Annotated in this window: 29 protein-coding genes, 1 rRNA gene and 1 pseudogene; 21 read left to right on the plus strand and 10 right to left on the minus strand. The window is 66.1% G+C overall.

What is annotated here, in order from left to right; all coding sequences use genetic code 11:
* Positions 1-26: 26 nt before the first annotated feature.
* The 5 genes and pseudogenes from C7411_RS09785 to C7411_RS09805 all read left to right on the plus strand — a co-directional run bounded on the left by C7411_RS09785 (position 27) and on the right by C7411_RS09805 (position 3,979).
* Entirely contained in the window at positions 27-1,400 is a 1,374-nt protein-coding gene (locus tag C7411_RS09785; RefSeq protein WP_110383591.1) for an MFS transporter, read from the plus strand.
* Positions 1,397-1,786 (plus strand): carboxymuconolactone decarboxylase family protein, encoded by a 390-nt coding sequence (locus C7411_RS09790; protein ID WP_110383592.1) that lies wholly within the window; start codon positions 1,397-1,399, stop codon positions 1,784-1,786. Before C7411_RS09785 ends, C7411_RS09790 begins: the two co-directional genes overlap by 4 nt.
* Positions 1,783-2,694: an NAD(P)-dependent oxidoreductase gene (locus tag C7411_RS09795; RefSeq protein WP_243413101.1), complete on the plus strand. Its 912-nt coding sequence runs from the start codon at positions 1,783-1,785 to the stop codon at positions 2,692-2,694. Before C7411_RS09790 ends, C7411_RS09795 begins: the two co-directional genes overlap by 4 nt.
* 221 nt (positions 2,695-2,915) lie before the next feature.
* A pseudogene (locus C7411_RS09800) lies at positions 2,916-3,161 on the plus strand (amidase family protein); the annotation flags it as partial.
* Between the two features lie 383 nt (positions 3,162-3,544).
* Entirely contained in the window at positions 3,545-3,979 is a 435-nt protein-coding gene (locus C7411_RS09805; RefSeq protein ID WP_110383594.1) for a hypothetical protein, read from the plus strand.
* Between the two features lie 36 nt (positions 3,980-4,015).
* Here the strand turns inward: C7411_RS09805 and C7411_RS09810 are convergent, their stop codons facing one another.
* Positions 4,016-4,702: an NADPH-dependent F420 reductase gene (locus C7411_RS09810; protein ID WP_243413102.1), complete on the minus strand. Its 687-nt coding sequence runs from the start codon at positions 4,700-4,702 to the stop codon at positions 4,016-4,018.
* A 103-nt stretch (positions 4,703-4,805) separates the two neighbouring features.
* Here C7411_RS09810 and C7411_RS09815 point away from each other — a divergent pair, with 103 nt between their 5' ends.
* The gene (locus tag C7411_RS09815) at positions 4,806-5,774 is read left to right on the plus strand and encodes a LysR family transcriptional regulator (RefSeq protein WP_110383596.1); all 969 of its coding nucleotides are present in this window, start codon (positions 4,806-4,808) and stop codon (positions 5,772-5,774) included.
* 5 nt (positions 5,775-5,779) lie between these two features.
* On the opposite strand, the gene C7411_RS09820 is transcribed toward C7411_RS09815, so the two are convergent.
* Positions 5,780-6,613: an isocitrate lyase/PEP mutase family protein gene (locus tag C7411_RS09820; protein ID WP_110383597.1), complete on the minus strand. Its 834-nt coding sequence runs from the start codon at positions 6,611-6,613 to the stop codon at positions 5,780-5,782.
* 297 nt (positions 6,614-6,910) lie between these two features.
* On the opposite strand from C7411_RS09820, the gene C7411_RS09825 reads away from it, so the two are divergent.
* On the plus strand, positions 6,911-7,906 hold the full coding sequence (locus tag C7411_RS09825) for a LacI family DNA-binding transcriptional regulator (protein ID WP_110383598.1): 996 nt from the start codon (positions 6,911-6,913) through the stop codon (positions 7,904-7,906).
* Between the two features lie 34 nt (positions 7,907-7,940).
* On the opposite strand, the gene C7411_RS09830 is transcribed toward C7411_RS09825, so the two are convergent.
* The gene (locus C7411_RS09830) at positions 7,941-8,687 is read right to left on the minus strand and encodes an IclR family transcriptional regulator (protein ID WP_110383599.1); all 747 of its coding nucleotides are present in this window, start codon (positions 8,685-8,687) and stop codon (positions 7,941-7,943) included.
* A gap of 198 nt (positions 8,688-8,885) precedes the next feature.
* On the opposite strand from C7411_RS09830, the gene C7411_RS09835 reads away from it, so the two are divergent.
* Complete coding sequence (locus C7411_RS09835) at positions 8,886-10,073, plus strand: pyridoxal phosphate-dependent aminotransferase (protein WP_110383600.1); 1,188 nt, start codon at positions 8,886-8,888, stop codon at positions 10,071-10,073.
* On the opposite strand, the gene C7411_RS09840 is transcribed toward C7411_RS09835, so the two are convergent.
* The 3 genes from C7411_RS09840 to C7411_RS09850 form a co-directional block, all read right to left on the minus strand.
* On the minus strand, positions 10,070-10,462 hold the full coding sequence (locus C7411_RS09840; protein WP_181431313.1) for a nucleotide triphosphate diphosphatase NUDT15: 393 nt from the start codon (positions 10,460-10,462) through the stop codon (positions 10,070-10,072). The genes C7411_RS09835 and C7411_RS09840 overlap by 4 nt on opposite strands.
* A 115-nt stretch (positions 10,463-10,577) precedes the next feature.
* The gene (locus C7411_RS09845; RefSeq protein WP_042266486.1) at positions 10,578-10,811 is read right to left on the minus strand and encodes a hypothetical protein; all 234 of its coding nucleotides are present in this window, start codon (positions 10,809-10,811) and stop codon (positions 10,578-10,580) included.
* 38 nt (positions 10,812-10,849) lie between these two features.
* Positions 10,850-11,314, minus strand: a complete 465-nt coding sequence (locus C7411_RS09850) for an Lrp/AsnC family transcriptional regulator (protein WP_110383602.1) — start codon at positions 11,312-11,314, stop codon at positions 10,850-10,852.
* A gap of 136 nt (positions 11,315-11,450) precedes the next feature.
* On the opposite strand from C7411_RS09850, the gene C7411_RS09855 reads away from it, so the two are divergent.
* Positions 11,451-12,077 (plus strand): LysE family translocator, encoded by a 627-nt coding sequence (locus C7411_RS09855; protein WP_110383603.1) that lies wholly within the window; start codon positions 11,451-11,453, stop codon positions 12,075-12,077.
* A gap of 88 nt (positions 12,078-12,165) precedes the next feature.
* Here C7411_RS09855 and C7411_RS09860 read toward each other — a convergent pair whose 3' ends face one another.
* Positions 12,166-12,672: a DUF1993 domain-containing protein gene (locus C7411_RS09860; RefSeq protein WP_110383604.1), complete on the minus strand. Its 507-nt coding sequence runs from the start codon at positions 12,670-12,672 to the stop codon at positions 12,166-12,168.
* 447 nt (positions 12,673-13,119) lie between these two features.
* Between C7411_RS09860 and C7411_RS09865 the strand changes: the two genes are divergently transcribed.
* The 3 genes from C7411_RS09865 (at position 13,120) to C7411_RS09870 (ending at position 14,245) form a co-directional block, all read left to right on the plus strand.
* Positions 13,120-13,623 carry a hypothetical protein gene (locus tag C7411_RS09865; RefSeq protein ID WP_373682569.1) on the plus strand — a complete coding sequence of 168 codons (504 nt, stop codon included), beginning with the start codon at positions 13,120-13,122 and terminating at the stop codon, positions 13,621-13,623.
* A 178-nt stretch (positions 13,624-13,801) separates the two neighbouring features.
* Positions 13,802-13,933, plus strand: coding sequence for a hypothetical protein (locus C7411_RS38610; protein ID WP_258365415.1), 132 nt, complete (start codon positions 13,802-13,804; stop codon positions 13,931-13,933).
* A 42-nt stretch (positions 13,934-13,975) separates the two neighbouring features.
* Entirely contained in the window at positions 13,976-14,245 is a 270-nt protein-coding gene (locus C7411_RS09870; protein ID WP_110383605.1) for an RNA-binding protein, read from the plus strand.
* A 17-nt stretch (positions 14,246-14,262) separates the two neighbouring features.
* Here C7411_RS09870 and nadE read toward each other — a convergent pair whose 3' ends face one another.
* On the minus strand, positions 14,263-15,141 hold the full coding sequence (gene nadE / locus C7411_RS09875) for an ammonia-dependent NAD(+) synthetase (RefSeq protein WP_110383606.1): 879 nt from the start codon (positions 15,139-15,141) through the stop codon (positions 14,263-14,265).
* 179 nt (positions 15,142-15,320) lie between these two features.
* Between nadE and C7411_RS09880 the strand changes: the two genes are divergently transcribed.
* Positions 15,321-16,577, plus strand: a complete 1,257-nt coding sequence (locus C7411_RS09880; RefSeq protein WP_110383645.1) for a L,D-transpeptidase — start codon at positions 15,321-15,323, stop codon at positions 16,575-16,577.
* A gap of 42 nt (positions 16,578-16,619) precedes the next feature.
* Here C7411_RS09880 and C7411_RS09885 read toward each other — a convergent pair whose 3' ends face one another.
* Both C7411_RS09885 and C7411_RS09890 read right to left on the minus strand, forming a co-directional pair.
* Positions 16,620-17,534: a DMT family transporter gene (locus C7411_RS09885; RefSeq protein ID WP_110383646.1), complete on the minus strand. Its 915-nt coding sequence runs from the start codon at positions 17,532-17,534 to the stop codon at positions 16,620-16,622.
* 209 nt (positions 17,535-17,743) lie between these two features.
* Positions 17,744-19,318, minus strand: coding sequence for an ABC1 kinase family protein (locus C7411_RS09890; protein ID WP_110383607.1), 1,575 nt, complete (start codon positions 19,316-19,318; stop codon positions 17,744-17,746).
* Positions 19,319-19,508: 190 nt separating this feature from the next.
* On the opposite strand from C7411_RS09890, the gene C7411_RS09895 reads away from it, so the two are divergent.
* The 8 genes from C7411_RS09895 to C7411_RS09930 all read left to right on the plus strand — a co-directional run.
* Positions 19,509-20,264: a DeoR/GlpR family DNA-binding transcription regulator gene (locus C7411_RS09895; RefSeq protein ID WP_110383608.1), complete on the plus strand. Its 756-nt coding sequence runs from the start codon at positions 19,509-19,511 to the stop codon at positions 20,262-20,264.
* Positions 20,265-20,691: 427 nt separating this feature from the next.
* A complete protein-coding gene (gene phnS / locus C7411_RS09900; protein WP_110383609.1) occupies positions 20,692-21,774 on the plus strand; it encodes a 2-aminoethylphosphonate ABC transporter substrate-binding protein in 1,083 nt (360 codons plus the stop codon).
* A gap of 125 nt (positions 21,775-21,899) precedes the next feature.
* Complete coding sequence (gene phnT / locus C7411_RS09905; protein WP_243413104.1) at positions 21,900-23,009, plus strand: 2-aminoethylphosphonate ABC transport system ATP-binding subunit PhnT; 1,110 nt, start codon at positions 21,900-21,902, stop codon at positions 23,007-23,009.
* Positions 22,987-23,901 carry a 2-aminoethylphosphonate ABC transporter permease subunit gene (locus tag C7411_RS09910; protein ID WP_110383610.1) on the plus strand — a complete coding sequence of 305 codons (915 nt, stop codon included), beginning with the start codon at positions 22,987-22,989 and terminating at the stop codon, positions 23,899-23,901. The genes phnT and C7411_RS09910 overlap by 23 nt, the downstream gene beginning before the upstream one ends.
* Positions 23,891-24,766, plus strand: coding sequence for a 2-aminoethylphosphonate ABC transport system, membrane component PhnV (gene phnV / locus C7411_RS09915; protein WP_110383611.1), 876 nt, complete (start codon positions 23,891-23,893; stop codon positions 24,764-24,766). Before C7411_RS09910 ends, phnV begins: the two co-directional genes overlap by 11 nt.
* A gap of 157 nt (positions 24,767-24,923) precedes the next feature.
* A complete protein-coding gene (locus C7411_RS09920; protein WP_243413112.1) occupies positions 24,924-25,535 on the plus strand; it encodes a GntR family transcriptional regulator in 612 nt (203 codons plus the stop codon).
* Between the two features lie 73 nt (positions 25,536-25,608).
* A complete protein-coding gene (locus C7411_RS09925) occupies positions 25,609-26,163 on the plus strand; it encodes a phosphonate degradation HD-domain oxygenase (RefSeq protein WP_110383612.1) in 555 nt (184 codons plus the stop codon).
* A gap of 514 nt (positions 26,164-26,677) precedes the next feature.
* Positions 26,678-26,753, plus strand: a 16S ribosomal RNA gene (locus C7411_RS09930); the annotation flags it as partial.

A 26,753-nucleotide genomic window follows, 5' to 3' on the forward strand; every position in this document is an offset into this window, starting at 1 on the left:
CAATCTGAAAAAATGGAGGGGACCCAATGAGTAACATCAGTAGTCGCATGGACGCGTTGCCGATCACGACTTTCCACAAAGTCGCGGCCTGCGCGCTAGCTTTCGCGTATTTCTTCGAACTCGCGGACCTGAACACTTTCGCGTATGCGGCGCCCGCGATCGTGAGCCACTGGAAAATTCCCGTGCACGACGTCGCGCTGATCACGTCGTTCAGTTTCGGCGGCATGTTCATCGGCGGCGCGAGCGGTGGCCTGCTCGCCGACCGTTTCGGCCGCAAGCGCGCGTTCATTTTGAGCATCCTCGTGTACACGCTGTTTTCGCTGCTCAATGCGATCTCGTGGGACGTGTTCTCGTTGGCCGCATTTCGCTTCCTGACCGGCATCGGGCTCTCCTCGATGACGGTGATCGCCAACGTCTACATCAGCGAGTTCTTTCCGGCCCGGTTACGAGGCAAGGTGATGGGGGTGATCTTCACGCTCGGCCTGGTCGGCATTCCGGCGACGGCGTGGGTCGCGCGTCTTGTCGTTCCCGTCGCGCCGTGGGCATGGCGTCTCGTGTTCGTCTGGGGAAGCCTGGGACTACTGGCGATTCCGTTCGCGCTGCGCCTGATCGAATCGCCGCGCTGGCTGTTGATGAAAGGGCGCTTTGACGAAGCCCGGCGCGCGCTTGAAAAGCTCGAACGCGCAGCGGGCCGGACACCTGAAACAGGCGCAGTCGTCAACGAACCGGCAACCAACGAAGCGGCCGCGCAGAGCAAGGCTTCCGTGCGCGACTTGCTCGCACCCGGCTATCGGGCGCAAACCATCGGCTTGTCGCTGATCTGGATTTTTCAGACTTTCGGCTTTTACGGCTTTGTCGCGTGGGTGCCGACGCTACTCGTGGAGCGCGGCTTTAGCGTCGCGCATTCGCTGGAGTACGCGAGCTTGATCGCGATCTGCAATCCCATCGGCGCGTGGCTCGCGAGCGGCGTGGTCGAGCGCTTCGAGCGCAAGTGGATCGTCGCCGTCGACGCGCTCGTGATCGCCGTTTCGGGCGTGGCGTACGGTCTTGCGCCATCGCCGGTGTTCATCGTGATCTTCGGCGCGATGGTGACGATCACGATCCAGTTGATGAACGCAACGCTCTACATCTACACGCCGGAGTCGTATCCCACGCATCTTCGTTCGATGGGCACGGGCTTCTGCTACGGGCTCGGACGCCTGACGAACGTCATCGGGCCGTTTATCGTGAGCACGCTTTACGTCGGCTTCGGCTACATGAGCGTCTTCACTTATATCTCGGTGTGCTGGCTTCTGGTGGCTCTCGTCGTTGCGCTGATTGGCCCGCGCACGACGGGCCGCTCGCTGGAGTCGGTCGCGCCTTCTGAAACTATCGTTCTGCAAAAAGGAGTGGAGTCGTGAAAGAAGATACCGCATTGTTTGAGAAAGGCATGCCGATTCGCCGCGAAGTGTTGGGCGCGGAATATGTCGATGCGTCGATGGAAAAGGCCGATGCGTTCATGATGGCGTTCCAGCGCGCGACGACCGCGTGGGCCTGGGGCTGGGCGTGGGGCGACGATACGCTCGACCGCCGCACGCGCAGTCTCATGCAATTGGCGCTCCTGACGGTCGCCGGTCATACGAACGAACTCAAGCTGCATGTGAAGGGCGCATTGAACAACGGTGTGAGCGTCGAGGAAATCAAGTCGGCGTTGCTGCATGCCACGGCGTATTCGGGCATTCCACACGGCTTGAGCGCGTTCAAGGCCGCACACGAAGTGCTCGTGAACGAAGGAGCGCTGAAGTGAGTGCCGGAGGCTTCAACAAGGTCGCGTTCATCGGCATCGGCAACATGGGCTGGCCGATGGCCGCTCGGCTCGTGGGCGCCGGCTTCAACGTTGCCGTCTACGATGTCGCGCCGGGTCGTGCCGAACACTTCGTCGCTGAAGTGGGGGGCAGCGCGGCTGGCAGTGCGGAATTGGCGATGCGCGACGCCGACGCGATCATCACGATCTTGCCGACCAGCCGACACGTGGAATCGTTGCTGACACCCCTCATCGGCACGTTCGCGCCGGGCGCGATCGTCGTCGACATGACGTCTGGTGTGCCTTCGATCACGCAATCGCTGGCCAGGCGGCTGGCGAGCGCGGGCTACGCGATGATCGATGCGCCGGTTTCAGGGGGGGTGCCGCGCGCGAAGACGGGTGAACTGGCGATCATGACGGGCGGCGCCGCGACGGATGTTGAACGCGCGATGCCGCTGTTGCGCCAGATGGGCACGACCGTCACCGAAGTCGGCGAGATCGGCGCGGGGCAGGCGATGAAAGCGCTCAACAACCTCGTGTCAGCCGGCGGATTCCTGATCGGCGTGGAGGCGTTGATCATCGGTCAGCGCTTTGGCCTCGATGCCGGGAAGATGGTGGACGTGCTCAACGCTTCCACGGGCATGAACAACAGCACGCAAAAGAAGTTCCGGCAGTTCGTGTTGTCGCGTGCTTTCAACAGCAACTTCGGGCTGGATCTGCTCGCGAAGGATCTCGGCATCGCGCTCGAAGTGGCGAATGAGGGTGGCGTGGCCGTGCCGTTCTCGTCGCTATGCCGCGAATTGTGGTCCGCCGCCGCGGGGGCGCTGGGGCATGGCAAGGATCACACTGAAATGGCGCGCTTCAGCGAAATGATGGCCGGCATCGAATTGCACGAGGACGGGCAGATCTGATCTTGCCAATGGCCAGTTCGAGCGGCGTGCGTTATGAAAACTGTACGCTCGCCGTTCGATGGCTTCGGACTAGCCGTCCCTGCGAATATTCGGGACGCAGCGCTGAGCGTTAATCTTCCCCGACGGCGGCCGCGTCATTGCCGGTGTCGACGAATGAAAACCAGCTGCCTGCACGCGCAGTTGCGTAGCCTTTACGAACGGAAAATGCGCACGTCGCCACGGTAGGGCCCATGACCCGAACTGTCGAGGACGGCGCATTGATATTCGATGCGATTGCAGGTCCCGACCCAACCGATCCCGCAACCTCGACGGTCCCCCCGGACGACTACCCGTCCCGGCTGAACTCGGGAGTCAGGGGTCTCCGGATTGGCGTGGTGCCCGGTTACTTCTTCTTTCACTTGCAGGCGGACGTAAAGCGGGCCGTGGAGCAGGCGCTGACGACGTTTGAAGATCTCGGGGCGCAATAGGTCGAAGTCGACATCAAACACCTCGAAGGCAATGTCTCCGCACATCTCGCCATCGAAGCTGCCGAGCCGAGCGCCTCTCACCAGAAATCATTGCGGGAATGGCCGGGTGATTACGGCGATGACGTACGAGCGTTGCTGGAGGTCGGAGAAATGCTGCTGGCTACGCATTATCTTCAGGTCTCGTCGAAAGCGCGGGCAACACGGTGGGCGAGGCGCTCGAAAGCCGCACCGCGTTTTCGAGTCGCGCCCCGAAGCGCGAGCGGCAGGCCGTCGCGCCGGACCATTTTGTTACACCTCTTACGGCGCTCGGCCTATGGTGTTACAAAGCCCTTTCACTTTGGCCGCTATACTCCATTCCGTCTCAAAAACGTAAGAGAACAACTATGTCGAAGAAAATCATCCAGATGGTTGCCGTCGCTGCTTTGACTGCTGCGGCCTCGCTGCCGGCGTTCGCCGGCGATATGAACAACGCACTGGGTGGCGCGCTCGGCGGCGTCGCCGGCGCGGCTTTGGGCGGCGCCGTGGGCGGCAGCACCGGCGCGGTGATCGGCGGCGCGGTGGGCGGCGGCGCAGGTGGCGCGGTCACCTCGAATCGCCGCGAGCGCACGGGCGCCATCATCGGCGGCGCGCTCGGCGGCGGCGCAGGCACGGCGGCGGGCAATGCCATGGGCGGCCGCACCGGCGGCCTGATCGGGGCGGCGGTGGGCGGCGGCGCAGGCTCGGCGCTCGGCGGCAATGTTTCGCGTTCGAACTCCTACGCCGACGACTATTCGCGCGGCTATCACGGCAAGCACCACAAGCACCGTCACTACGACTAAGCACGGCTTGCAGAGGCGGAACGTCTGCACGCCGCCTCAATCCTGCCGCGCTTTGCGTCGCCATGAGCCGTGCGGCAGCTCCTTGCCGCGTTCGGCAGCGTTGAGCGCGGCGCGCAACTGCGTGTGATTCAGTGGAATGCAATAGGCCGGTTTCGCGCGCTCGAAGCGCCAGCTATCGGCAAGCGAGCCCGCGTCGAACACGTCGAAATCGAGTTGTGCGTGCAACGCGGCCACGAGCGCCTTCGCCGCTTCGTCGTCTCCCGCAACGGGTAGCGCACGCCGTCCGCCTTCGACAGGCGGCCGCTCTTCGCGCGGCAGGTCGTACGCAAGAATCGCATTGAACGCCTTGACCACCCGGGCGCCAGTGAGCTGCCGTGCAACGCGCTCGCTCGTGGCCTCGCGGTGTTCGTCGAACGCAGCGATGGCGCCGTCGCGCGCCGGGTAGTAGTTCATGGTGTCGATGACGACTTTGCCGGCGAGCGTTTTGACCGGTATCTCGCCGAGCGCGCTCAGCGGCAGCGCCGAGATCACGATCTCGCCGAACGCGGCGGCTTGCTCCAGCGTGCCGATCCCGCAGCCGATCGCCGCCGCCTCTTCAGTGCGCGCCTTCGGATCGCGCGACGAGAGCATCACCTCATGCCCCGCCTGCGCAAGCAGTTTGCCCAGCGTCGAGCCGATCTCGCCCGCGCCGAGAATGCCGACAGCCAATCGATGTTCGTTCATGGGAAGCCCCGTGGTTTGCAATGGAGGCCCCAGCGTAGCGCCGAAACTCCCATGCGATAATCAGCCATTCTGGTGAAACACTTGAAATAGCGGATTTCCAATCGTGGACAAACTGACCAGCATGACCGTGTTCGTCAAGACGGCCGAATCCGGTTCGTTCACGGCGGCGGCGCGCATGCTTGCGATGACGCCGCAGATGGCAGGCAAGCACGTCGACGCGCTGGAAAAGACACTAGGCGTGCGCCTGCTGCAGCGCTCGACGCGCAAGCACGCCCTCACGGAGGCCGGCCGCGCCTATTTCGAAGCCTGCCGGCGCGTGCTCGAAGAGGCGGCCGCCGCGGAGGCCGTCGCGCTCGCGCAGACCGCCCACCCGCAAGGCACGCTGCGCGTGACGGCACCCGTCGCGTTCGGCGCCTTCCGGCTTGCGCATGAAATCAAGGCGTTTCTCGCGGATTGCCCGGACGTGAAAGTCGATCTCGTGCTGAGCGACCGGCAGTTCGACCTCTTGCAGGACGGTTTCGATGTCGCGTTTCGTATCGGCGCGCTGCCCGACTCGCAACGGGTCGCGCGGCCGCTGGCGCCCTATCGGCTCGTGCCGTGCGCCGCGCCGGCCTATCTCGCCGCACACGGAACGCCGGCGCACCCGCGCGAACTCGTGCAGCACGTGTGCCTCGATTACGCGTTCGACAGCTTCCCGGCGCCCCAGACGTGGATCTTCAAGGATGGCGACACGCAGATCGAAGTCGAGCCGCGCGGCCAGCTGCGCAGCAACGACACCCGCGCGCTGATCGCGGCGGCGGAGGCCGGAGCGGGAATCGTGCTGGCGGGCGAGCCGAGCCTCGCGCCGTCGATGGCGGCGGGGCGGCTCGTGCCGCTGCTCGAGGCGTATGCCGCGCCGGTGCGGCCCATGCATCTGCTTTACGCGGATCGCCGCGCACAGGCCCCGAAGCAGCGCGCGTTCGTGGCGTGGGCGCTGGCGTGCTTTGGCGAGGCGGGAGGCGTGACCGGCGCGCGGGCGTCGGCGTCGCCGCGTGTTCGTCGTTCGGCTCGCAAGCCGCGCGGAACGACGTAGCGTGATTAGCTCTCGCTACGGAAGGCGGCGTTCAGCGCCGCGCCGGGGGCCGCGCCTTCGAAGCCGTCGAAACGCCCTTCGGTGAGCCGTTGCGCCGCGTGCATGAAAGCGCCCCACGCGGTGCGGGCGAGTGCGCCGCCCACGCTCACGCGCCGCACGCCGAGCGCGGCCAGTTCGTCGAGCGTGAAAGCCGATTTCGCCCCGATCAGCACGTTCACCGGCTTCGGCGCGACGGCGCTGACGACGGCCGAGATCTGCTCGCGTGTCTGGATGCCGGGCGCATAGAGGCAATCCGCGCCTGCCTGCGCATAGGCCTGCAAGCGCGCGATGGCGTCGTCGAGATTGGGCACGCCCGCCACGAAGTTTTCCGCGCGGCCGACGAGCACGGTGTCGCCGCCGCACGCGTCGATGGCGCGCCGAGCCGCGCGCATGCGCTCGACGGCAACCTCGATCGGCAGCAGCGGCGCTGCGTCGTCGCCGGTCGAGTCTTCCACGGAAAGCCCGGCGACGCCGGTCTCGACGGCGAGGCGCACGCTTGCTTCGACGTCTGCGGGATCCGCGCCGAAGCCGCTTTCGAAGTCGGCGTTCACAGGCAGGTCGGTGGCCGCGACGATTTCGTGCAGGTGCGCGAGGATCGCGTCGCGCGGCAGGGTGTTGTCGGCGTGGCCGCGCGACCACGCAAAGCCGGAGCTGGTGGTCGCGAGCGCCTTGAAGCCGAGGCGCTGGAGATAGCGCGCGCTGCCCACGTCCCACGGGTTCGGCAGCACGAAGCAACCGGTGGCGTGCAGCGCGCGAAATTCGGCGCGTTTCTCGGCGATAGTGCGGGCGGGTCCTGACATGGCAAGTTTCCTCCAGACTCGTGAATAGGCGGCGGGGTGTCTGCGCGGGGGTGCGCATCCCCTGGCGCCATCGATTGTGACCGAATTCCTGGATTGCCGATTCGAACGGCGCTGGCTTGCGCCTCGATCGGCACGAAAATAAGGATGGCGAATTAAATGAGCGCCTACGAAGGCGATGACATGCAACAGCGCGAAATGAGGAAAAGAAGGGCACAGCCGTTATGATATGCGTTCCCTTTATTTTGCCGTCCAGCCGCGATGTCCAAAACCAGCGCTCCGAAAGCCACGCCGCCCCGCATGTCCGATGTCGCCCGTCTCGCGGGCGTTTCGAAAATGACGGTGTCCCGCGTGATGGCGGGGCGCAGCGCGTCGGAGGCGACCCGCGAGCGCGTGCAGCGCGCCATCGACGAGCTGGGCTACGTGGCCGACGCGGCGGCCGGCGCGCTTTCCTCGGGGCGCTCGTCGTTCGTCGCGGTGCTCGTGCCTTCGCTTTCCAGCTCCAATTTCTCGGACACCGTGAGCGGCCTCACCGCCGTGCTCGAACCGCAAGGGCTCGAACTGCTGATCGGCGACACCGACTACTTCCTCGATCGCGAGGAGCGTCTCGTGCGCCAGATGCTGCGCCACCAGCCGCGCTGCATCGCGCTCACGGGCGCGCAGCATACGGACGCCACGCGCACGCTGCTGCAGCGCTCGGGCGTGCCGGTCGTCGAGATGTGGGACCTGCCCACGGAGCCGATCGACATGGCCGTGGGCTTTTCCAACGTGAGCGCCGCGCGCGAGATGGTGCGCTATCTCGCGGACAAGGGGCATCGCCGCATCGGCTTTCTTGGCGGCGCAGGCGACCTGGACCGGCGCGGCCTGGACCGCCTCAAGGGCTTTCAGATGGAGATGAAGGCGCTCGGGCTCGAAAGGCACCGCGTCGTGCAACTCGGCGACTCGCCGGTCACGATGAGCCACGGCGCGCCCGCCATGGCCGATCTGCTCGAACGCTGGCCCGACACGCAGGCGGTGATGTGCGTGAGCGACATGTCGGCGTTCGGCGCGATCATGGAGTGCCAGCGGCGCGGTCTGAGCGTGCCCCGCGACGTGGCGGTTGCCGGCTTTGGCAACTTCGAGATCGCGGCGTGCTGCTATCCGGCGATCACCACGATCTCGGTCGATGCCTACGGCATTGGGCAGCGTGCCGGCGAGGCGATCGTCGCCGCCCTTGCGGCAGTGGACGGCGCGGGCGCGTCGCATCCCGCGAAAACGCGCATTCAGTACAGCGTCGTGCCGCGCGAGAGCGCTTGAGCATGCGACGCGAGCGTGCGATGCGCCTGCGTCTTCAAAGCCCCTTGGCGATACGCTGCGCCATCTCGACCACCGCGATGGCAAGCCGCTTTTCGCGGCGCGCGTCCAGCCGCTCCAGCGGCAGGCTCGCGCTGACCGCCACGCGCTTGCCAAGCGCCGTTACGCCGACGAACGCCGCGAAGCATGCGATGCCCGCCGTCACTTCTTCCCGCTCGTGCGCGAGGCCGGAGCGGCGTATCGCGGCGAGCGCCGCCAGCAGGTCCTGTTTGCGCGTGATGGTGTTGGCCGTCACGGCGGGAAGCTGGCGCGGCAGGATGGCGTTGACCTCGTCGTCGGACAGGCTGGCGAGCAGCGCCTTGCCCAGCGCACTGCAGTGCGCGGGCAGCCGCGAGCCGAGATCGGAGACGAGACGCACGGGCCGCGCGGGGTCCTCGCGCGCGAGGTACACGACTTCTGCGCCGTCCAGCACCGCTAGCTGAACGACTTCGTTATGCGTCGCGACGAAGACGGTCGCTTCCTGGCGGAACACTTCCTGGAGCCGATCGTGCCGCACGTAGGCACTGCCTAGCTCGAACAACGTGAGGCCGACGATATAGCCGTCGGCGCGCTTTTCGATCCAGCGCCGGCGCTCGAGCGAGTCGAGCATCAGGTAGAGCGTGCTGCGCGAGAGGCCGGTGGCCTGCGCGATCGCCGCCGCGCGCATCGGGCCTTGAGCGTGCGCGAGCACGTCGAGAATGTCGTGTATGCGCCGTAGCGCCGGGACTTCGTAGGGGGAGGACATGGAGCTGCGCGCCGGGTTTGCCGGTCAAAGATCATCCAACAGGCTGGAAATACTAACACCACGTTGGATACGCGCATGAGTGCGCCGACATTTCCCGGCGGCATCGTTCCTTGGTATCGTGGCACACACGAATCAACGGGAACGGTTTGAACGCCGCGGCGTGCGAGGCGCGCCGCATGTTCGGGAGAGTCACGGAAGATGAAGTATTCGAATCTGGTCGAGCGCTTGCAGGGCCGTCGCACGACGGCATGGGAGATCCATCACGCAGCGGTGCAGGCCGCGGCGCGTGGCGAGGACGTGATCGTGCTGAGCGTGGGCGACCCGGACTTCGGCACGCCCGCGCCCATCGTCGAGCGCGCCGTGGCCGCGCTGCGCGAAGGCGATACGCACTACTCGGCCATCATGGGCCGCGAGCCGCTGCGCGAGGCGATTGCACGCGAGCATGCGCAGCAGAGCGGGCGCGCGGTCGGCGCGCAAAACGTGATCCTCTGCGCAGGCGCGCAGAACGGCTTGTTCGCATCGTCGCTCTGTTTGCTGGAGGCCGGCGACGAAGTGCTCGTGCCCGAGCCGATGTACCTGACCTACGAGGCCGCGATCCGCGCGTCGGGCGCGACGCTCGTGCCGGTGCCCGTCGATCCCGGGAGCGGCTTCCATCTCGACTGCGATGCGCTCGAAGCAGCCGTCACGCCGCGCACGCGCGCGATCTTCTTCGCGACGCCGTGCAACCCCACCGGCGCAGTGATGCCGCGCGCGCACCTCGAACGCGTCGCGCAACTGGCAAGGCGCCACGACCTGTGGGTGCTCTCCGACGAGGTCTATGCCGACCTCACATTCGAGCGCGAGCACGTGAGCATCGCCGCGCTCGACGGCATGGCGGAGCGCACGGTCACGCTCGGCAGTCTCTCGAAATCGCATGCCATGCCGGGCTGGCGCCTCGGCTGGGTGATCGCGCCGGAAACGATGATCGCGCATCTGGCGCGGCTCGCGCTCTGCATGCTCTATGGGCTGCCCGGTTTCATCCAGGAGGCGGCGATCACGGCGCTCGACAACCGCGCGCAGATCGTCGCGCAAATGCGCGAGATCTATCGCCGCCGGCGCGACATCGTCTACGAGCGGCTCGCGGGCGTGCCGGGTCTCAAGTGCCTGTTGCCGGAAGCGGGCATGTTCATGATGATCGACATCCGCGGCACGGGGCTCGACACGCAGGCTTTCACATGGCAGCTGTTCGAGGCGCAGAAGGTTTCCGTGCTCGACGCAAGCGCGTTCGGCGAAACCGCAAACGGCTATGTGCGGCTTGGTTTCGTCGTGGACGAACCGAGGCTCGTCGAGGCCTGCGAGCGCATCGCGGCGTTCGCACGGGAGCGCGCCGCCGCCGCGACGCGCTAGCGGGTCTCGAAGTAGAGGCGCGTGGGCTCGAACAGGTCGGTGGGTAATGCGTCCCGCGCGAACCATGCCCACCGCGCGCATTTGTCGGGCTCGACAACGACGGGCGTGCCCTGCGCGGCGGCCTCGACGAACAGCGTCACATGACGCACGCGGCCGGCTTCGAGCCAGCCGCTGGCCCAGCCGTCGGCTTGCGCGCCGGTCGTTTCCAGGCCTGTTTCCTCGCGCAGCTCGCGTGCGGCCGCGGCGAGCGGATCCTCACCGGGGTCGACCTTGCCGCCGGGGAACGCCCATGTGTCGCGGCCCCATGCGCTTTTGCGCAGGCCGAGCAGCCACATATCGCCGTTGCGTACGACGATGCCCACGCCGAGCACGGTGACGGGAGCACTCATGTCATCACTCATGCCTTGTGGATGTTGATCTGGATTCCGAATCATGGGTGAGGCCGATCACGCGCTGCGCGCCGTTCTGCTATGCAGGGCGCGCAGCAAACGCGGGTAGATTCATTCAACGTTCGCCGTCGAAGAGATCGTTGAGCATCTCGTCGAAGGCGGCCTGGGCGTCTTCGAGTTCCTGGAGTGCCATGTCGAAGGTCTGCAGCGCGAACTGCGACGGCTTGCCATCGCCTTCCGGCGGAAACTGCGACTGCAGCGAGGTGAACGCCGACTTGACGCGCTGGGTCGCGCTCAGGACGCGCTCCATGGCGGCGGCTTCTTCGGCTCGAGCCTGTTCTGGGGTCATCGAAAGCTCCGTTCTTGCGTGAATGGGGTTGGGTGTGTTCAGGGCAGGGGCAGTCCGCTCTCGGCCTTCACTTCGCGCAGCGACAGCGCCGATTCGACCGACGTGACACCGGGCAAGCTGCGCAGCTGGTCGCGCATGAAGGTGCCGTAGTCGTCGAGATCGCGGGCCACCACCTGCAAAATATAGTCCGCCGTGCCGGATACGTTGTGGCACGACAGAATGCGCTCGATCGCCAGCACCTCGCGCTCGAAGCGGTCGGCGAGCGCGCGGTCGTGCACGGCGAAGCGCACCGAGACGAATCCCACCACGCCAAAACCGAGCGCGCGGCGCGAGAGCACGGCCCGGTAACGCTCGATATAGCCCTCCTGTTCGAGGCGCTTGAGGCGCCGCGCGCACGGCGTTTCGCTCAGGCCCACCGTTTCGGCGAGCCGTGCGTTCGGCATGCGCCCGTCGGTTTGGAGCGCGCCGAGTATCGCCCGGTCGAGTTTATCGAGATCGCTCATGATGGCTGGGGGAATTCTGGTGCGGATTCGGAAATCTTAGCGCATTCCTCCAATCTCTGGCTTGGGTGGTATGAAAATCGCCAGAAATCGCTCTGCGTGTAGCGGCAAGATAGAGCCTCTTTCACGCGAGGCCAACATGATTTCCGCTCACCTGCTGTTGATGTTCATCGTCGCCCTGATTATCGTCTGCGCGCTGCCCGGCGCCGACATGGCGCTCGTGATGCAGACCAGCATGAGCCGCGGCACGCGCAGCGGCTTCGCGGCGGCCTGCGGCCTCGGACTCGCGCGCGCGACCCACGTGACGCTGTCGGCCTGCGGTCTTGCGGCCTTGCTGCGCAACGCGCCGTGGCTTTATGAAGTCGTGCGTTACGTGGGGGCGGTTTATCTCACGTGGATTGCGGTGCAGATTTTCCGCGCGCCGGCGTTCGCGATGCCCGAGCAGGAGGGCGTGGCCATAGCGCGGCCGCGCCGCGCCGATTTCGCCAAGGGGCTGCTCACGAACCTGCTGAACCCGAAGGCGCTGCTGTTCTGCTCGGTGCTGCTGCCGCAGTTCATCCGGCCCGAGGCGGGATCGGTCTGGCTGCAGGTGTCCGTGCTGGGCGTGCTGCTCGTTGCCGTGTGCGCGCTCTTCGACGTGATCTACGTGCTGGGTGCGGCGCGCATCGCCGTGTGGCTGCGCCGCCATCCGCTCGCGCAGACGGTCCAGAAGTGGGCGTTCTCCTCCGCGTTGATCGGCTTCGCGCTGCGGCTCTCGCTCGATTGACGCCGCCGCCGGGACTGACGATTGCCAGAAAGCGTGCGGCGCCGTGTGCGACGCACGCTTTTTTGTCGCTCGCGTTTAGCGGCTCGCGTCAGCGCCCGCCAAGATAGTCCAGCTTGCCCAGTTCCACGCCGTTGTGACGCAGGATGTCGTAGGCCGTGGTGACATGGAAGAAGAAGTTGGGCAGCACGAAGCCCAGCAGATAGCTCTGGCCCGTGAACTCGATCGGCCCGCTGCGCATCTTGAGCGTAATGCTGCGTGTTTCCGTGCCGTCGATCTGCTCCGGCTTGAACCCGTTCAGATAGTCGATGGTCTTCTGGATACGGGCGTGCAATTCGTCGAAAGTGACCTCGACGTCCTCGAATTTCGGAGCTTCCACACCGGCGAGGCGCGCGGCGCAGCCCTTTGCGGTGTCGGTGGCGATGTGGATCTGACGCATGAGCGGCAGCATGTCGGGGAAGAGCCGCGCGCCCGTCAGCACGGAGGGGTCGATCTGCTTTTCCGCTGCATGCGCCTGCGCCTTGCCGATGATGTTTTGCAGATTGGTGAGGCCGCGCACGAGCACGGGCACCGATGCTTGATACATGGAAATTGACATGGGGTTTCCTCGTTTCCTGGAATGCGCGCGATGCGCTCCGCTTTGGAGCTGACCGGGCGGCGGCCCATTATGCGCTATCGCGTCGCCTGCTGCCATCGGCCAAACTGCCAGCCTCAGCGCAACGGCCCGACATTTCGCCAGGTGCGTAAATTACCTGGGATTACAGAGCAAATATTCCATACGAAACCTTGAGGTTGCGATAGATTGCGGCGCGGGAGCGCGGGCCGGCGCGCGACGTGCGCAAGTGCATGTCTGCAAACCAATGTGCGCAATTGCCCCGACAATATTTGATTGTGGTTTAATAGCCCGGCACCAACCAACCATTGCGCATCGTGTTGCACGATGCGCTCAACCATGAACGCAGAAAAGGCAGCAATACGCCGCATCGCGCGCCGCATGGCGGAAGGCATTGTTTGTCGCACTGGCGCGCCGCGGTGGCGCGCGCGAGTGTTGCGCGTTTCGCTGCTGGCGCTCGCTACGGGCAGCGCGGCACAGGCCGCATTCGCGCAAGATCCACGGCTTCTCGATACGCGCGTCACGCAGGGGTCGGTGACGGACACGATCTGCCGTCCGGGCTACGCCGACACCGTGGCGCCGCCGTTCGACGAGACCATGGCGCTGAAGGACCGCATGCTTGCAGCGCGTGGCATCGGCGCCGACGACGGCGTGGGCTACGCGCTCGACCGGCGCGTGCCGATCGTACTCGGCGGGTCGCCGGACGCTGCGGCCAATTTCGACCTCATCCCATGGGGCGGCCATGCCGGCGAGCGCCGCAAGTCGCTGCTCACGGTGCGCCTGAAGCGCTGCGTATGCGCGGGACGCATGACGCTGGCCGAGGCGCAGGCCGCGATCACCGGCAACTGGGTGCATCAGTACAATCGCCTCACGCGCATGGATTGTGGCGGGTCGGTCGAAGAGACGACCTCGGCAAGCCGCGACGACGGGTCCTGAAGCGCCGTTTCGCGCGCACCTTTCCTGTCGGGCACGCCGATTGCGGTCCGGATCAGGCATGCACGGCGGGCAATCCGACGGCAATCGGTTAGCCATCTGCCGCCAGACAATATGCCGCAGCGCACCGCTCAGCAAATGCGACTATGCTGACATTCATCAACAAGAGGGAGTCACAACAATGCTTACGTCCAGCCTTTTACTGCTTGGCGTCGCTGCCGTGCTCGGCCAGGTGGCGTGGACCCGCGCACGCGCTCGTGCGAGCCTGCAGCCCGTGCGCGTGCGCGCGACGCAACCCCGCCAGTTCCGCTAAACGCTGCACATCGGGTTCGAATACCACGCGAGGTAGGCCGTCATGCACCTGACTGTCTGGAATGTTCCAGAAACCTGCAGCGAGCAGGATGTCCGCAGCTTTTTCGAGCGGGAACTCGGCAAGTACGCCAAGGGCATTACCGTTTATGACGCGGGCACGTCCAACGCGCACGCGGACCTCGAACTCGACTCCGAAGTGCCGTATGTGGCCGATGCCGTGGCGCGCGAACTTCAGTCCCGCCGTCTCGCGGGCGTCGCGCTGAGGGTGAGTGCGACTCCGTTCGAAGACGAGGAGCCGCCGCAACGCAGGTGACCCGTTCGCGCCGCGCTTCAGCGGCCGTCGTCGGCGGTGTCGTACGGTGTATAGGGCAGCGCCCGCTTGTGGCGCGTCGACTCGTAAAAGCGAAAGATCGTCTCGTACGCGCGTTCGCTCACCGGTCGGCCTTCCAGAAAGTCGTCGATCTCGTCATAGCCGATCCCGTAGGCGTCTTCGTCAGGATGCAGCGGGCGCAACGTTTCCAGATCCGCAGTGGGCGTTTTCTCCACCAGCGTGGCCGGAGCGCCCAGCGCCCGCGCAAGCGCGCGCACGCGCCGCTTGTTCAGGCCCGCGAGCGGCAGCACGTCGGCGCCGCCGTCGCCGAACTTCGTGAAAAATCCCATTAGCGATTCCGCCGCGTGATCCGTGCCGATCACGAGTCCCGCTCGCGCACTGGCCACCGCATACTGCGCAATCATCCGCTCGCGCGCCTTGATGTTGCCGTGAACCTTGTCCTGCACGCTCTCGTCGGCGAAGGCGATGCCGCCCGCTGTGAGCGAGCCGAGCATCGCGTCGGCGGCGGGGCGCATGTCGACGGTCAGGATTTCGTCCGCGGCGATGAAGTCGAGCGCAGCCGCGGCGTCCGCTTCGTCGCGCTGGCTGCCGTAGGGCAGACGCATCGCGACGAACCGTGCCGCCGTCCGGCCCTGCGCGCGCAGGCTTTGCACGCACAGTTGCGCGAGGCGCCCTGCCGTTGCGGAGTCGACGCCGCCGCTGATGCCCAGCACGAGCGTCTGCAGCCCGCTCGCCTCGAGGCGCTCCCCGAGGAAGCGCACACGATGCTCGATTTCAGCGTGTGCGTCGAAGCGCGCCGCGACGTTCAGTTCGGCGACGATGCGTTGCTGGCGGGCGAGGCGGTCGGTAGCGGGTCTGGCGTCCGATTGGGCGGGCATGGGCGGTCCTCAAATTGGCTGCGTACGCGACATATGCGCTTAGTCTGCGTTGTCTGGTCTAATGTCGGGTGGTCGTGGCGCTGTCAGCGACGCCGCAAGACACGGCGCCCGACGTATCCGACTTCAGACAAGACGCATAATCGGCCGGACTCACGATGAACGACAATTTTTCGCGGCGCATGGGCGCTCGCGTACGCGGTGGCGTCCGGGGCGACGCCCCGAAACCACCCCATCATAGAACGCAGTGGTTGAGCGCGCCGGCGCGCCGCGCAATAGCGATTGCACTCTCCACCTGTTTTTACGCTTCGTGGGCGGCAAGCGCCGCTTACGCCTCCGACGCCGCGACGGCTTCAGGCGCGCACGTTGCCTCGGGCGCCGTGCACAGCGCGCCGGCGCAGGCAGCGCCGAAGCCGGCCGCTTTGGGCGCGCCCCCTGTATCGGCGGCTTCGGGCGCATCGGCGGCTCGGCCGGTTGCAACAGCGGCTTCGGCGGCCTCCGCTGCTTCCGTGCCCGTGCCTGCTTCGGGTGTTTCGGGCGCTTCGGGCGCGTCCGCCGCTTCGTCGGCGCAGCCGGCTTCCGCGGCATCGGCCGCGGAAGCCGCCTCAGCGCCTCCCGAACTCGTGCTGCCCGTTCACCGGATGCTTACACCGCAGGAGGCCGCCGAGGAAACCCGCGGCGCGCTCGAAATGCGCAAGCGCTTCGCGCGCGATGTCAACCGGCGCCTGCATGTGCCGCTGGCCGAGCAGCGCGCCTACGGCCAGCGCCTGCAGGCCGCGCTCGAAGAGAAGAACCTCGGCGCGCTGGCGGGCGAGTTCGTCATCCTCGTCGATCGCAGCGCGAATGTGCAGGCGCTCTTCATCTACTTCCGCGCCATGCCCGACGAGCCTTGGCTCATGATCGGCGCGTCGCCGGTCGCGACGGGACGCCCCGGCGAGTTCGACCACTTCCTCACGCCGCTCGGCGTGTTCGAGCACACGCCGCTGAATATGGACTTCCGCGCGGAAGGCACCATGAACCAGAACAACATCCGCGGCTATGGCCGGCGCGACATGCGCATCTACGACCTCGGCTGGGTGGACGGCGAACGCGGCTGGGGCAAGGGCGGCTATTCGCAGATGCGCTTCCAGATGCACGCCACCGACCCCGACCGCCTCGAGCCGCTGCTCGGCATCCGCCACTCGAAGGGCTGCGTGCGGATTCCCGCGACGCTCAACGCGTTCATCGACCACTACGGCATCATCGACGCCGAATACCAGGCGCTGGTCGATGCGGGCAAGTCGCTCTGGGTCCTCCACTCGGACCGCGAGATCACGCCGTGGGCGGGACGCTTCATCGTCGTTGTCGATTCGGAGCGCAAGACGCGTCCGGCGTGGTCGCCCGTACCCGGCGGCAAGGCGCGCGCGAAGGTGCCGGCCGGCGCCGACACCGCTGACTGAGCGCGCAATTCGGCGAGGGCGCGCCAGCGGCGTGCGCTGGCGCTACGCGCGCCGCGCGAGCAGCACACCCGCGAGCGCGACGCCGAAGCCCGCCATCTGCAGCGGCGTAAGCGTTTCGCCGAACAGCAGCCAGCTTTCGAGCGCCGCGAGCGGCGGCGCGAGAAAGAGCAGCGCGGTGGCGCGGGCGGCGTCGCCGTGGCGCACCATCCAGACGAGCAGCGTCACGCCCGCGCCCGAGAGCATTGCAATGCCCCAGGCCAGCGAGAACCACAGGGTCGGCGTGGCGATCCAGCGCGTCTCGCCGAGCACGAGCGCGAGCACGGCGGCGACGATGGCCGCGCCGAGGTTCTGCACGGCGCTCGCGCTGCGAATGTCGGCTTGTGCGAGCGAAGTCTTCTGGTAAAGCGTGCCCGCCGTGATCGATCCGACCGATACCACTGCGATCACCACCACGAGCAGCGGGTTCGCGTGAGCGTGCGTGGGCGCGGTAGCGGCAGCGGCGTTGGCGATGGCGCCGCCGGCGGCGTGCATGGCGGCATACAACTTCGGGCTCAGCACGAGCACGACGCCAACGAGGCCGAGCGACATGCCCGACCAGCGCCGCGGCGGCAGGCGTTCGCCGAACATGCGTGCCGCGACGGCAGCCGTCAGGAGCGGCTGGAGCGCGCCGAGGAGCGCCATCACGCCCGCGCTCAAGCCCTGCGCGACCGCCCAGTAGCCCGCGCCCAGATAGACGCCCTGCAGGAGCGCGCCGGCGAAGAGATGCTTGCCGATTTCGCGTCCGCGCGGCCAGGGCGCGCGCATCACCAGCGCAACGATCGTGAACAGCGCCGCCGTGCCTGCGAAGCGCGCGAGCAGGAACAGGTTGGGATCGGCGTAGGGCGCAATGGCGCGCGCGACGACGAAACCCGTCGACCACAGGAAGACGAAAAGGGTGGGTGCGAAGGCGGCGAGCATCGGTGTCGAAGAGGGCGCGCGCTGACGCTGCGCACTGAGGAACACGAAAGGCTCGGAGTATCGCGCAACGTGCAGGTTGCGGTCTTGTTCAGGACTGCACTGGCCGGAACGTGCGTCGCTCGACAACTATAACGCAACTAACTGCCTATTCCATACCACGTCGGCTAACGCAAACATCGCCAGGGCGGAAATGGAAACGTCAGCGGCCGCTAGCTCGCAAACAACACCGCCGTCACCCCAATCAAGCCGCCGCAGACCGCACAGGCGAGCAGCAGCGCGCGCGTGCGCCGATGCTCGCGGCGCCAGGCATCGAGCAACGCGGCCTGCTGCGCGGCCTGTCCCGCAGCGGGACCGTGTCCGCCCTTCGCGTGATGCTCGAGGAAGCGGAACACCATCTGCGGTACGCGCGGTGCGATTTGCGCGAGGTGGGGCAACTCCTGCGAGAGTCGCCTGATCCAGCCGTGGTGGCCGAGATCTTGTCGCGCGATGTCGGCGAGCGTGTGCCGCGCAATGCCCCATGCGTCGACGCCCGGATGAATCGAGCGGGCCAGCTGCTCGGCCTGGCCGAACGCGCGCTGCGCCGCCACGAGGCGCGGCGAAACTTCGCCTCCGAACGGCTGCACCGAGTGCAGCAGATGATGGAACAGCGCCCCCGCGCTGCGCTCGTCGGTGTCGCTTGCAAAATGCGCTTCGCTGCGCGTGCGCAATTCGGCCTCGATCTGTTCGGTGCGTGCATGCGTGGGCACATGGCCCGCCACGTGATGCAGCGTGGCGAGCCGCCCGTAGTCCTGTTCGAACAATGCGGTCGCACCGTGCACGAAGAATTCGCGTTCAGGCGAAGACAGGCTCGTCATCAGCGCCGCGCCCGCGAGCACGAGGCGGCCGCGCGTCTCGGGTTCGACGCTCACCGCGACCCGGCTCGCGTCGAGGGCCGCATGGAAGAACCCGTGTTCGAACGCCTGACGCGTGACGACCTCGATCAGACGTGCCGCCACCTGCGTGACGTTGATGTGGTGCTCGGCAAGCCCGGCGAGATCGGTTGCGCGCACGGTGTCGATGTGCTGCACCGCGATTGTCTGAGGGGTGCAGAGGTCCCAGATCACGTCGGGAACGACGATGCGCGGATCGTCGCCAAGCTGATGGCCGCTCTGGCTCAGGTTCGCGGCCTGGGCGCGCAGGTCGAAGCGGCGATGCAGGTCGTCTCGCAGCGCCTGCGCGAGCGAACGCAGCTGCAGCTTGCGCGCGGCGCGCGAAAAGCGCTCTATCCAGCGGGCCACGGCGCACAGGAGCGCGGCGTCGTCGTCGACTTCCTGGACCTGTTTTGCGCGCAGTACACGCAGCGTGATCGTCTGGTGGCCGTTCACCGGCAGCGCGAGCCGCGCGACGTGCGTCTGCTCGCACCAGCCGTTATGGGCCGGCTTGGGATCGATCCACGTGAACACCGTTTCGGGCGGCTTGCCGAGCGCGGCGCGCAGCGTAGTGCTGAGCGCCTCGCCCGCGAGGGGTTCTTCGAAATGGTCGATGGCGTCGATCGCGTCGTGCAAGGTCACGCCCGCGAGTTCGGGGCGTGTGGCGAGCGTTTGTGCGAAGGCCGCGGCGAGCGGCGCGAGACGCGGCAGCGAACCATGAAGGCGCGAGGCGAGACGCGGGTCGCCGTGCAGGTTCGAGGCGAGCGTGAGCAACCAGTGCAGCTTGTGATGCTCGGGAGCTGCGAGCCAGATCAGCCTGAAGCCATAACGCAGTGCACAAAACAGCAGACGCAATTGACGAAGTCGTGAACGCATGAATTCCAATGGTCGGCAAAGCGAGTGTCGCGTGAGCGCGCGGTCTCCACGAGATTAGCAGGGATGCCCACGCCATGGCAGGGCGGGCTCGTTCTGCGCATGCGTACTACAATACGGCGGCTTTTCCGGATTCACACCGGACTCACATCATTCGCAGCGTTTTTTCCACGCACGACCCGCGCCCATCGAGATGCTCGCAGAACAACGTCACCAGTACATCCTCTCGCAAGTCAACCGGACGGGCGCGCTTTCCGTGGCGGATCTCGTGCGCGAACTGCGCGTCTCGCGCGAGACGATTCGGCGCGACCTCAATACGCTCGCGGAACGCGGGCTGCTCGTCACAACTCACGGCGGCGCGCTCTCGAGCGACCGCCGCGAGCCGGATCTCGACGTGCGCGAAGCCGCCAACGCGAGCGCCAAGCGAGCGATCGGCGAGCGCGCGGCGGAGTTCGTGCCCGACGGCGCCTCGGTCATCATCGATTCGGGCAGCACCACGCATGCGCTCGCGCGCGCGCTCACGGACCGCCATCGGCTCACGGTCTATACCAACGACTGGCGCATCGCGCTGTTGCTCGGGCGCCGCAACGAAAACCGCGTCACGCTGCTGGGCGGCGAGCTGTCCGACCACGAGGAGGCGACCTTCGGTCTCGACACCGTGCAGCAGTTGGCCCAGTACCACGCCGACTTCGCGTTCGTCGGCGCGGGCGGCATTACCGCCGACGGCTGGCTCACCGACTACTCGCGCATGGTCGCCGAGGTGCGCAGCCGCATGCTCGCGGCCACGGCTTGCGCGATCGTCGTCGCCGACCATTCGAAGTTCGGGCGCGTCACGCCCGTGCGCATCAACGGCTTCGAGCAGGCGCGCTACGTCGTCACCGAGCTTGCGCCCGAAAAGAGCGTCGCGCGCGCCATCACGGCGCGCGGGCCCGAACTCGTCATCGCCTGAGTCTTCCTGCGGCGCGCGCTGCGTTTGCTTTTGCCCGTCTACACATTCGCATGCCCGCCGCCAACGCGTGAGCGGCGGAATCTGCACGCTTGTGTGGCTTGTCGAATATTGGCGAATTGTGGAATTTTTTGACAAACGCCACAATCGTCATGCGCGTGTCATCAAAACCTGTGATTCTTGCGGGGCCCGTCCAGATGGGCCGGTAAGCGAGGCGGGCGGCAGCTTCGGGGCTTCGCCGGGCCGGACGGTTCAGGCGGAAAGTTCCGGATTGTAGACAATCTGCAATCCGTGATACGAGTCTACCGCCAGACGGGCTATGACAGGCGGCGCAGTCCGCCGAAGTCCGGATTGTTCAGCTCAGTTCGATCCATTCAATCACAAACGCATCGGGTATCCCGAGCATCTGGTTTTGCCTTCGGAGAGTGACATGAACCACACGAATTCCCATCGCGCGGGTTTTGCACGCAAGCTGCTGCCGATCGCGGCCGCCGCGGCGCTGCTGGGCGCAGCCGCGAGCGCGCACGCCGCCGACGCCGTCGTGCTGTACACGGCCGACGGCCTCGAAAATCTCTACAAGGACGTGCTGCCGGCCTTCGAGAAGAAGGAAGGCGTCAAGGTCAACATCGTGACGGCGGGCAGCGGCGAAGTCGTGAACCGTGCGAACGTCGAGAAGGACTCGCCGAAGGCCGACGTGATCGTCACGCTGCCGCCGTTCATCCAGCAGGCGCAGCAAAGCGGCCTGCTGCAGCCGTACCAGAGCGTGAACTACAAGAACGTTCCGACGATCGCGAAGGCGACCGACGGTTCGTGGGCGACGTTCGTGAACAACTACTTCTCGTTCGCGATCAACCCCGATGTCGTGAAGAACGAGCCGAAGACGTTTGCCGACCTGCTGCACCCGGACTACTCGGGCAAGGTCGCGTACTCGAACCCGGCCACGGCTGGCGACGGCATGGCTGTGATCATCCTCACGACCTCGCTGATGGGCGAAGACAAGGCGTTCGACTACCTCAAGAAGCTCGAGCAGAGCGCGAAGTTCCACACCAAGGGCACGGGCTACCTCGACGTGCTGCTCTCGCGCAACGAAATCTCGGTGGCCAACGGCGACCTGCAGATGGATCTCGACGACGCCGCCAACGGCGGCCTCTCGCTCAAGCCGATCTTCCTTGCGGCCGACGCTGGTGGTCATCCCACGACGTTCCAGCTGCCGTACGCAATCGGCCTGATCAAGAACGGCCCGAACCAGGCGGAAGGCAAGAAGCTGATCGACTACCTGATGTCGACGGACGTCCAGTCGAAGGTGCCGGACATCTTCGGCATTCCGGCCCGCACGGACGTGGCGCTCGCGGGCAAGAACGGCGAAGCCGTCAAGCAGGCCATCCAGGGCGTGAAGCTGATTCCGGTGGACTGGAACCAGGTGATGGCAAAGAAGGCCGACTGGACCACGCGCTGGAAGAACGAAGTGATCGGCTCGTCGGGCAAGCAGCTCGAAGTCGTGAAGCCGAAGTAAGCAACGGTACCTGCAACTTTGCATGGGACCAGAGTAAGGGTTCTGCATGGGACCGGAATCAGGGCTAAAGCCTGATTCCGGTCGACAGCTCGAGCGCCCACTCTGGCCGACAGGAGATGAACCCGGTGAATACCGCAAGCCTCGCGCCGGCCGGCATGGCCGGCGCGCTGCCGGATGTGTCCGGACTGACTGACGCCACGGACGCTTCCGGTGCCGCGGGCGTGCAGATCGACCACCTGAGCGTGCGCTTCGGCGCGCGCACTGTCCTCGACGATCTGTCGCTCACGATCCGCCGCGGCGAACTGCTGACCGTGCTGGGCCGCAGCGGCTGCGGCAAGACGACTTTGCTGCGTTTCATCGCCGGTTTCATCGAAGCCGATGGACTCGCGGGCTCGCTCACCGTAGCGGGCCGCGACCTGACCCATGTGCCGCCGCATCAACGCAACCTGGGTCTGCTGTTCCAGAGCTATGCGCTCTTTCCGCATCTCTCGGTGTTCGAGAACGTCGCGTTCGGGTTGAAGGCGCGGCGCGTGCCGTCGCGCGACATCGCGCGGCGCGTGGCCGACGCGCTCAAGCTCGTGCAGCTCGGCGACGCGGGGCACATCATGCCCGCGCAACTCTCGGGCGGCATGCAGCAGCGCGTGGCGCTCGCGCGTGCGCTCGTGATCGAGCCGGACGTGCTCCTGCTCGACGAGCCGCTCTCGGCGCTCGACGCCAATCTGCGCGCTTCGGTGCGCTCCGAATTGAAGGCACTGCACGAGCGCCTGCCCGATCTCACGATCGTCTGCGTGACGCACGATCAGGACGACGCGCTCGTGCTCTCCGACCGCACGCTGTTGATGCGCGATGGCCGCATCGCGCAGCTCGGCACGCCGCAGGAACTCTACGACACGCCGGGCGACGCCTACGTGGCCCGTTATCTGGGCGCGGCGAACCTGCTGCCGCCGAACGTCGCGTTCCCGATGGGCGACGCGCGCCACGACGTGCGCGACAAACTCGCGTGCCTGCGCCCCGAAAGCCTGCGTATCGTGCCGCTCGGCGAAGGCGCGCTGCACGGCACGATCGAATCGGTCGAGTGGTATGGCTCGGTCCTCTCGGTGCCGGTGCTGCTCGACGCGATGCCGAACGAACCGGTGCTCGTCACCATGCAGCGCGGCCACGGCATGACGCCGGCGAAAGGCATGCGTGTGTCCTTGCGTTACGAGGCTGACGATGTCGTCCTTATCACCCCCTGATTCCGCTGTGGCTCTGCCCGGCGCGGACGCGCACGCGGCCGCCGTGCGCCGCCGCGAGCGGCGCGCGCAATGGCATATCGCGTGTCTGCTCGTGTTCGTGCTCGGGCCGCTCGTGGTCTATCCGCTCGTGCGGCTCGTGCTGCTGAGTCTTGCGGGCGCGCATGGCTTGAGCTTCCATGCGTACGAAACCTTCTTCGGCAATCCCGACTCGCGCGGCGTGATCGCCACGACGCTGTGGATCCTGTTCCTGAGCGCCGGTCTGGCTTCCGTGCTCGGCGTCGCGCTGGCCGCGCTGCTGTTCTTCAAACCGTTTCCGGGGGCGCAGCTCGTCACGCGTTTTCTGGAACTGTTCGTGGCGTTCCCGTCGTTTCTCGTCGCGTTCACGCTGATTTTTCTGTACGGCTCGCAGGGCTCCGTAAGCATCGGGCTGCAACGGCTCTTTCATTTGCAGTCGCCGCCGCTCGACTTCCTGTTCGGCATCGGCGGCGTGGTGCTCGCGGAAGTGGTGTTCTATGCGCCGTTCGTCGTGCGCCCGACGCTCGCCGCGTTCGCGCTGCTCGACATGCGCCTGATCGAAGCCGCACGCAGTCTCGGTGCGAACAGCCGGATGGTCGCCCTGCGTGTGATCCTGCCGCTCGCGTGGCCGGGGATCGCGGCGGGCACGATCCTGTGCTTTCTGCTGACGTTCAACGAGTTCGGCATTTTGCTCGTGCTCGGCAGCGCGCACCTCATCACGCTGCCGGTGGCGATTTACAGTTCGGCCACAGTCGACCTCGATCTGCCGGCGGCCGCCGCAGGCGCCGTGGTCATGCTCGCGATGTCGCTTTCCCTGTATGCGCTGTATCGGCGCGTGAATCGCCGCAGTCATGGAGGCGCGCGCAATGTCAACTAATCCCGCCGCCGGTTCCGACCGTATCGCGCTGCCGCCCAGGCACCTTCGTGCGCGGCCTGTCGAGCGCAGCCTTTTCTCGCGCATCGCCAGCGCGGTACTGCTTGGCTTTGCGGCGCTGCTGTGCTTCTGGCTTTTCGTCTTGCCGGTGATCGTCGTCGCGTTGTCGAGCGTCGCGTCGCACTGGTCGGGCACGATCCTGCCCGACGGTTTCAGCACGCGCTGGTTCGAGCGCCTCGGCTCGACCGACTTCGATGCGCTCGCAACGAGTCTCGAAATCGGCTTCGGCGTGGCGGTGCTCGGCACGGCGCTGGGTCTGTGGCTCGCACTCGCGCTCGAAGGGCGCGACCGGCGCGGTCTGGGCGCGGTTGTCGACACGCTCGCGATGGTGCCAAACGGCGTGCCGAGCGTGGTCCTTGGTCTCGCGGTGCTGATCGCCTATCACAAGGCGCCTGTGGATCTGTCGAGTTCGGCTGCGATCGTCGTGTTCGTGCAGCTCGCTCTCGTACTGCCGTTTTGCTATCGATGCGCTGCGGCCGCGCTGCGTCCCGAGCTGACTGTGCTGCGCGAAGCGGCAGCGAGTCTCGGAGCGCCGCCTTCGATGGTGCTGCGCCGCGTGGTGCTGCCGCAGCTCGTGCCGGCCATCCGCGCGAGTCTCGCGCTCGGCTTCGCGCTGTCGCTCGGCGAGCTGGGCGCGACGCTAACGGTGTATCCACCGGGATTTGCGACGGTGCCGATCGTCGTGGTGGGCGCAGTCGAGCGCGGTTACTACCTGCCGGCCTCGGCGCTTTCGCTGATCCTGTTGCTCGTCTCGCTGGCGGCGCTGCTGCTGATCGCGGCACGTGTGCCGCGCCGGCGGGCGGACTGAGCGGATGGATGCCATGCGGTTCGATGCGCCGCAGGCGCGCAACAGACGGGCAAGGCAGGACGTGCAAGATTCGATGAGCGATGAGTGCGCAAGTAACGGGAACGCGAGCGATCCTGGTCGCGATCCTCAGGCGTTGTCCGACACGACGCCGCTTGCCATGGTGCGCCAGCATTCGCTCACGGCGCTGGTGCGCGACGAGATCGAGCGGCGCATCGCGGCGGGCGTGCTCGCACCCGGCGACAAACTCAACGAAGCCGACTGGGCGGCACGCCTCGCCGTCTCGCGCGGACCCGTGCGCGAAGCGTTTCGCGCGCTGGAGCAGGCGGGTCTCGTGCGCAACGAGAAACATCGGGGGATGTTCGTGCGCAGCGTCGGCGCGGCTGAGGCCCAGGAACTGGGCGTAGTGTGCGCGGCGTTGCGCGAAGCGGCGTGCCGGATGCTGGCGCCGCGCATCGACGCGGCGCAGGTCGCCGAGTTGCGCGAGCACCTCAACGCGATGCGCGACGCGGTGGTCGCCGAGAAGGGCGAGGCTTTTCTGCAAGCGCGCGACGCTTTTCGCGCGTCGCTCTTCGCAGCGGCTGGCAACGCCAGGCTGCGCGAGACCTATGAGGGCACCGTGCGCGAATTGCGGCTCTCGTCGCGGCGTGCGGCGCCGGCGCACAATGCACTGGATGCATCGTATGCGGGGCATCGGGCGCTGTTGAGCGCGCTCGCATCGCGCGACGCCGATGAATCGGCCAGGCGCATGCGCGAATCCTGCGGCGACTGAGAGCAGAAGGAACGATGGGAGGCGCCCTCGTGCGGGCCGCCGCCGAATTCACCTGGTAGAGGAGTTGAAGAAGATGGCACTGAGCCTCGCGGATATTCGTGAGCTGTTCGAGACGTACGGCGCGTTGGCGTATAGCGGCGAACCGGTCACGCAACTGGAGCACGCGCTGCAAAGCGGCGCGCTGGCAGAAGAAGACGGTGCGAACGAAGAGTTGACCGCTGCAGCGTTCCTGCATGATCTGGGTCACCTGCTCAATCGTCAGGGCGAAACGCCGACCGAACGCGGCATCGACGATCTGCACCAGTACTATGCGCTGCCGTTCCTGCGGCCCGTGTTACCCGATAGCGTGCTGGAACCGATTCGCTTGCACGTCGATGCGAAGCGCTACCTCTGCGCCGTCGATAAAGCGTATTTTGGCTGCCTCTCCGCAGACTCGGTGCGCAGCCTCGAATTGCAAGGCGGCATCTTCAATGCAGATGAGGCGCGCGATTTCGCTGCGCGCCCCCACGCCGAAGACGCGGTGCGCCTGCGCCGCTGGGACGACCTCGCGAAGGTGGCCGGCAAGCCGACGCCGGATCTCGACCACTATCTGCAAATCGTCGAGCGCGTCATGCAACGCCACGTTTGAGGCGATTGCGCTGACGCGTTTTTCCGAATTTCCCGTCCATCAAAAAACCGCTTGCAAGATGTCACCTGCGTGACTAGAATTCCGGTCTTTCGCGCTTTCGGTGAAGGCGCGGGGAGACGGGAAGCCCGGGCGAAAGCCTTGTGGCGACTGGGTCTGCGGGTGATTTGAAGTTCAGCGGCAGGTTAAGCGAAGTAAAAAAACCTGTTGACAGATCGCCGGACAGTCTTCATAATCTCGTTTCTCTGCTGCTGACGCAGCAACGTAGAAAGCGCCGGGTGGTGGTAACGCAGTTCTCCGGCGGGTTTCGCGAATGCTCTTTAAAAATTTACAGCCGATAAGTGTGGGCGCTTGATGCGGTGGCGGCCTGATTTCGTTCTTTGGAGCGGAGTCGGGGGCAGCAAAGGTATCAAGAGTCTCACACTAAAGTAAGTCAGGTTTTTGAATTTATTCTGAAACCTGTCAGCTTTGAGTGAGCGACCGGTTCTTAACCGAACCGAAAACAGTAACAGGCATTGAACTGAAGAGTTTGATCCTGGCTCAGATTGAACGCTGGCGGCATGCCTTACACATGCAAGTCGGACGGCAGCGCG

Source organism: Paraburkholderia silvatlantica (assembly GCF_003096715.1).
GTDB lineage: Bacteria > Pseudomonadota > Gammaproteobacteria > Burkholderiales > Burkholderiaceae > Paraburkholderia > Paraburkholderia silvatlantica.

Bases quoted from the DNA above. Each gene is read 5' to 3' on its own strand.
- C7411_RS09785 (WP_110383591.1), top strand. From the start codon at position 27: ATGAGTAACATCAGTAGTCGCATGGACGCGTTGCCGATCACGACTTTC.
- C7411_RS09805 (WP_110383594.1), top strand. From the start codon at position 3,545: ATGTCGAAGAAAATCATCCAGATGGTTGCCGTCGCTGCTTTGACTGCT.
- C7411_RS09810 (WP_243413102.1), bottom strand. From the start codon at position 4,702: ATGAACGAACATCGATTGGCTGTCGGCATTCTCGGCGCGGGCGAGATC.
- C7411_RS09820 (WP_110383597.1), bottom strand. From the start codon at position 6,613: ATGTCAGGACCCGCCCGCACTATCGCCGAGAAACGCGCCGAATTTCGC.
- C7411_RS09825 (WP_110383598.1), top strand. From the start codon at position 6,911: ATGTCCGATGTCGCCCGTCTCGCGGGCGTTTCGAAAATGACGGTGTCC.
- C7411_RS09830 (WP_110383599.1), bottom strand. From the start codon at position 8,687: ATGTCCTCCCCCTACGAAGTCCCGGCGCTACGGCGCATACACGACATT.
- C7411_RS09835 (WP_110383600.1), top strand. From the start codon at position 8,886: ATGAAGTATTCGAATCTGGTCGAGCGCTTGCAGGGCCGTCGCACGACG.
- C7411_RS09840 (WP_181431313.1), bottom strand. From the start codon at position 10,462: ATGAGTGCTCCCGTCACCGTGCTCGGCGTGGGCATCGTCGTACGCAAC.
- C7411_RS09845 (WP_042266486.1), bottom strand. From the start codon at position 10,811: ATGACCCCAGAACAGGCTCGAGCCGAAGAAGCCGCCGCCATGGAGCGC.
- C7411_RS09850 (WP_110383602.1), bottom strand. From the start codon at position 11,314: ATGAGCGATCTCGATAAACTCGACCGGGCGATACTCGGCGCGCTCCAA.
- C7411_RS09855 (WP_110383603.1), top strand. From the start codon at position 11,451: ATGATTTCCGCTCACCTGCTGTTGATGTTCATCGTCGCCCTGATTATC.
- C7411_RS09860 (WP_110383604.1), bottom strand. From the start codon at position 12,672: ATGTCAATTTCCATGTATCAAGCATCGGTGCCCGTGCTCGTGCGCGGC.
- C7411_RS38610 (WP_258365415.1), top strand. From the start codon at position 13,802: ATGCTTACGTCCAGCCTTTTACTGCTTGGCGTCGCTGCCGTGCTCGGC.
- C7411_RS09870 (WP_110383605.1), top strand. From the start codon at position 13,976: ATGCACCTGACTGTCTGGAATGTTCCAGAAACCTGCAGCGAGCAGGAT.
- nadE (WP_110383606.1), bottom strand. From the start codon at position 15,141: ATGCCCGCCCAATCGGACGCCAGACCCGCTACCGACCGCCTCGCCCGC.
- C7411_RS09880 (WP_110383645.1), top strand. From the start codon at position 15,321: ATGGGCGCTCGCGTACGCGGTGGCGTCCGGGGCGACGCCCCGAAACCA.
- C7411_RS09885 (WP_110383646.1), bottom strand. From the start codon at position 17,534: ATGCTCGCCGCCTTCGCACCCACCCTTTTCGTCTTCCTGTGGTCGACG.
- C7411_RS09890 (WP_110383607.1), bottom strand. From the start codon at position 19,318: ATGCGTTCACGACTTCGTCAATTGCGTCTGCTGTTTTGTGCACTGCGT.
- C7411_RS09895 (WP_110383608.1), top strand. From the start codon at position 19,509: ATGCTCGCAGAACAACGTCACCAGTACATCCTCTCGCAAGTCAACCGG.
- phnS (WP_110383609.1), top strand. From the start codon at position 20,692: ATGAACCACACGAATTCCCATCGCGCGGGTTTTGCACGCAAGCTGCTG.
- C7411_RS09910 (WP_110383610.1), top strand. From the start codon at position 22,987: ATGTCGTCCTTATCACCCCCTGATTCCGCTGTGGCTCTGCCCGGCGCG.
- phnV (WP_110383611.1), top strand. From the start codon at position 23,891: ATGTCAACTAATCCCGCCGCCGGTTCCGACCGTATCGCGCTGCCGCCC.
- C7411_RS09920 (WP_243413112.1), top strand. From the start codon at position 24,924: ATGGTGCGCCAGCATTCGCTCACGGCGCTGGTGCGCGACGAGATCGAG.
- C7411_RS09925 (WP_110383612.1), top strand. From the start codon at position 25,609: ATGGCACTGAGCCTCGCGGATATTCGTGAGCTGTTCGAGACGTACGGC.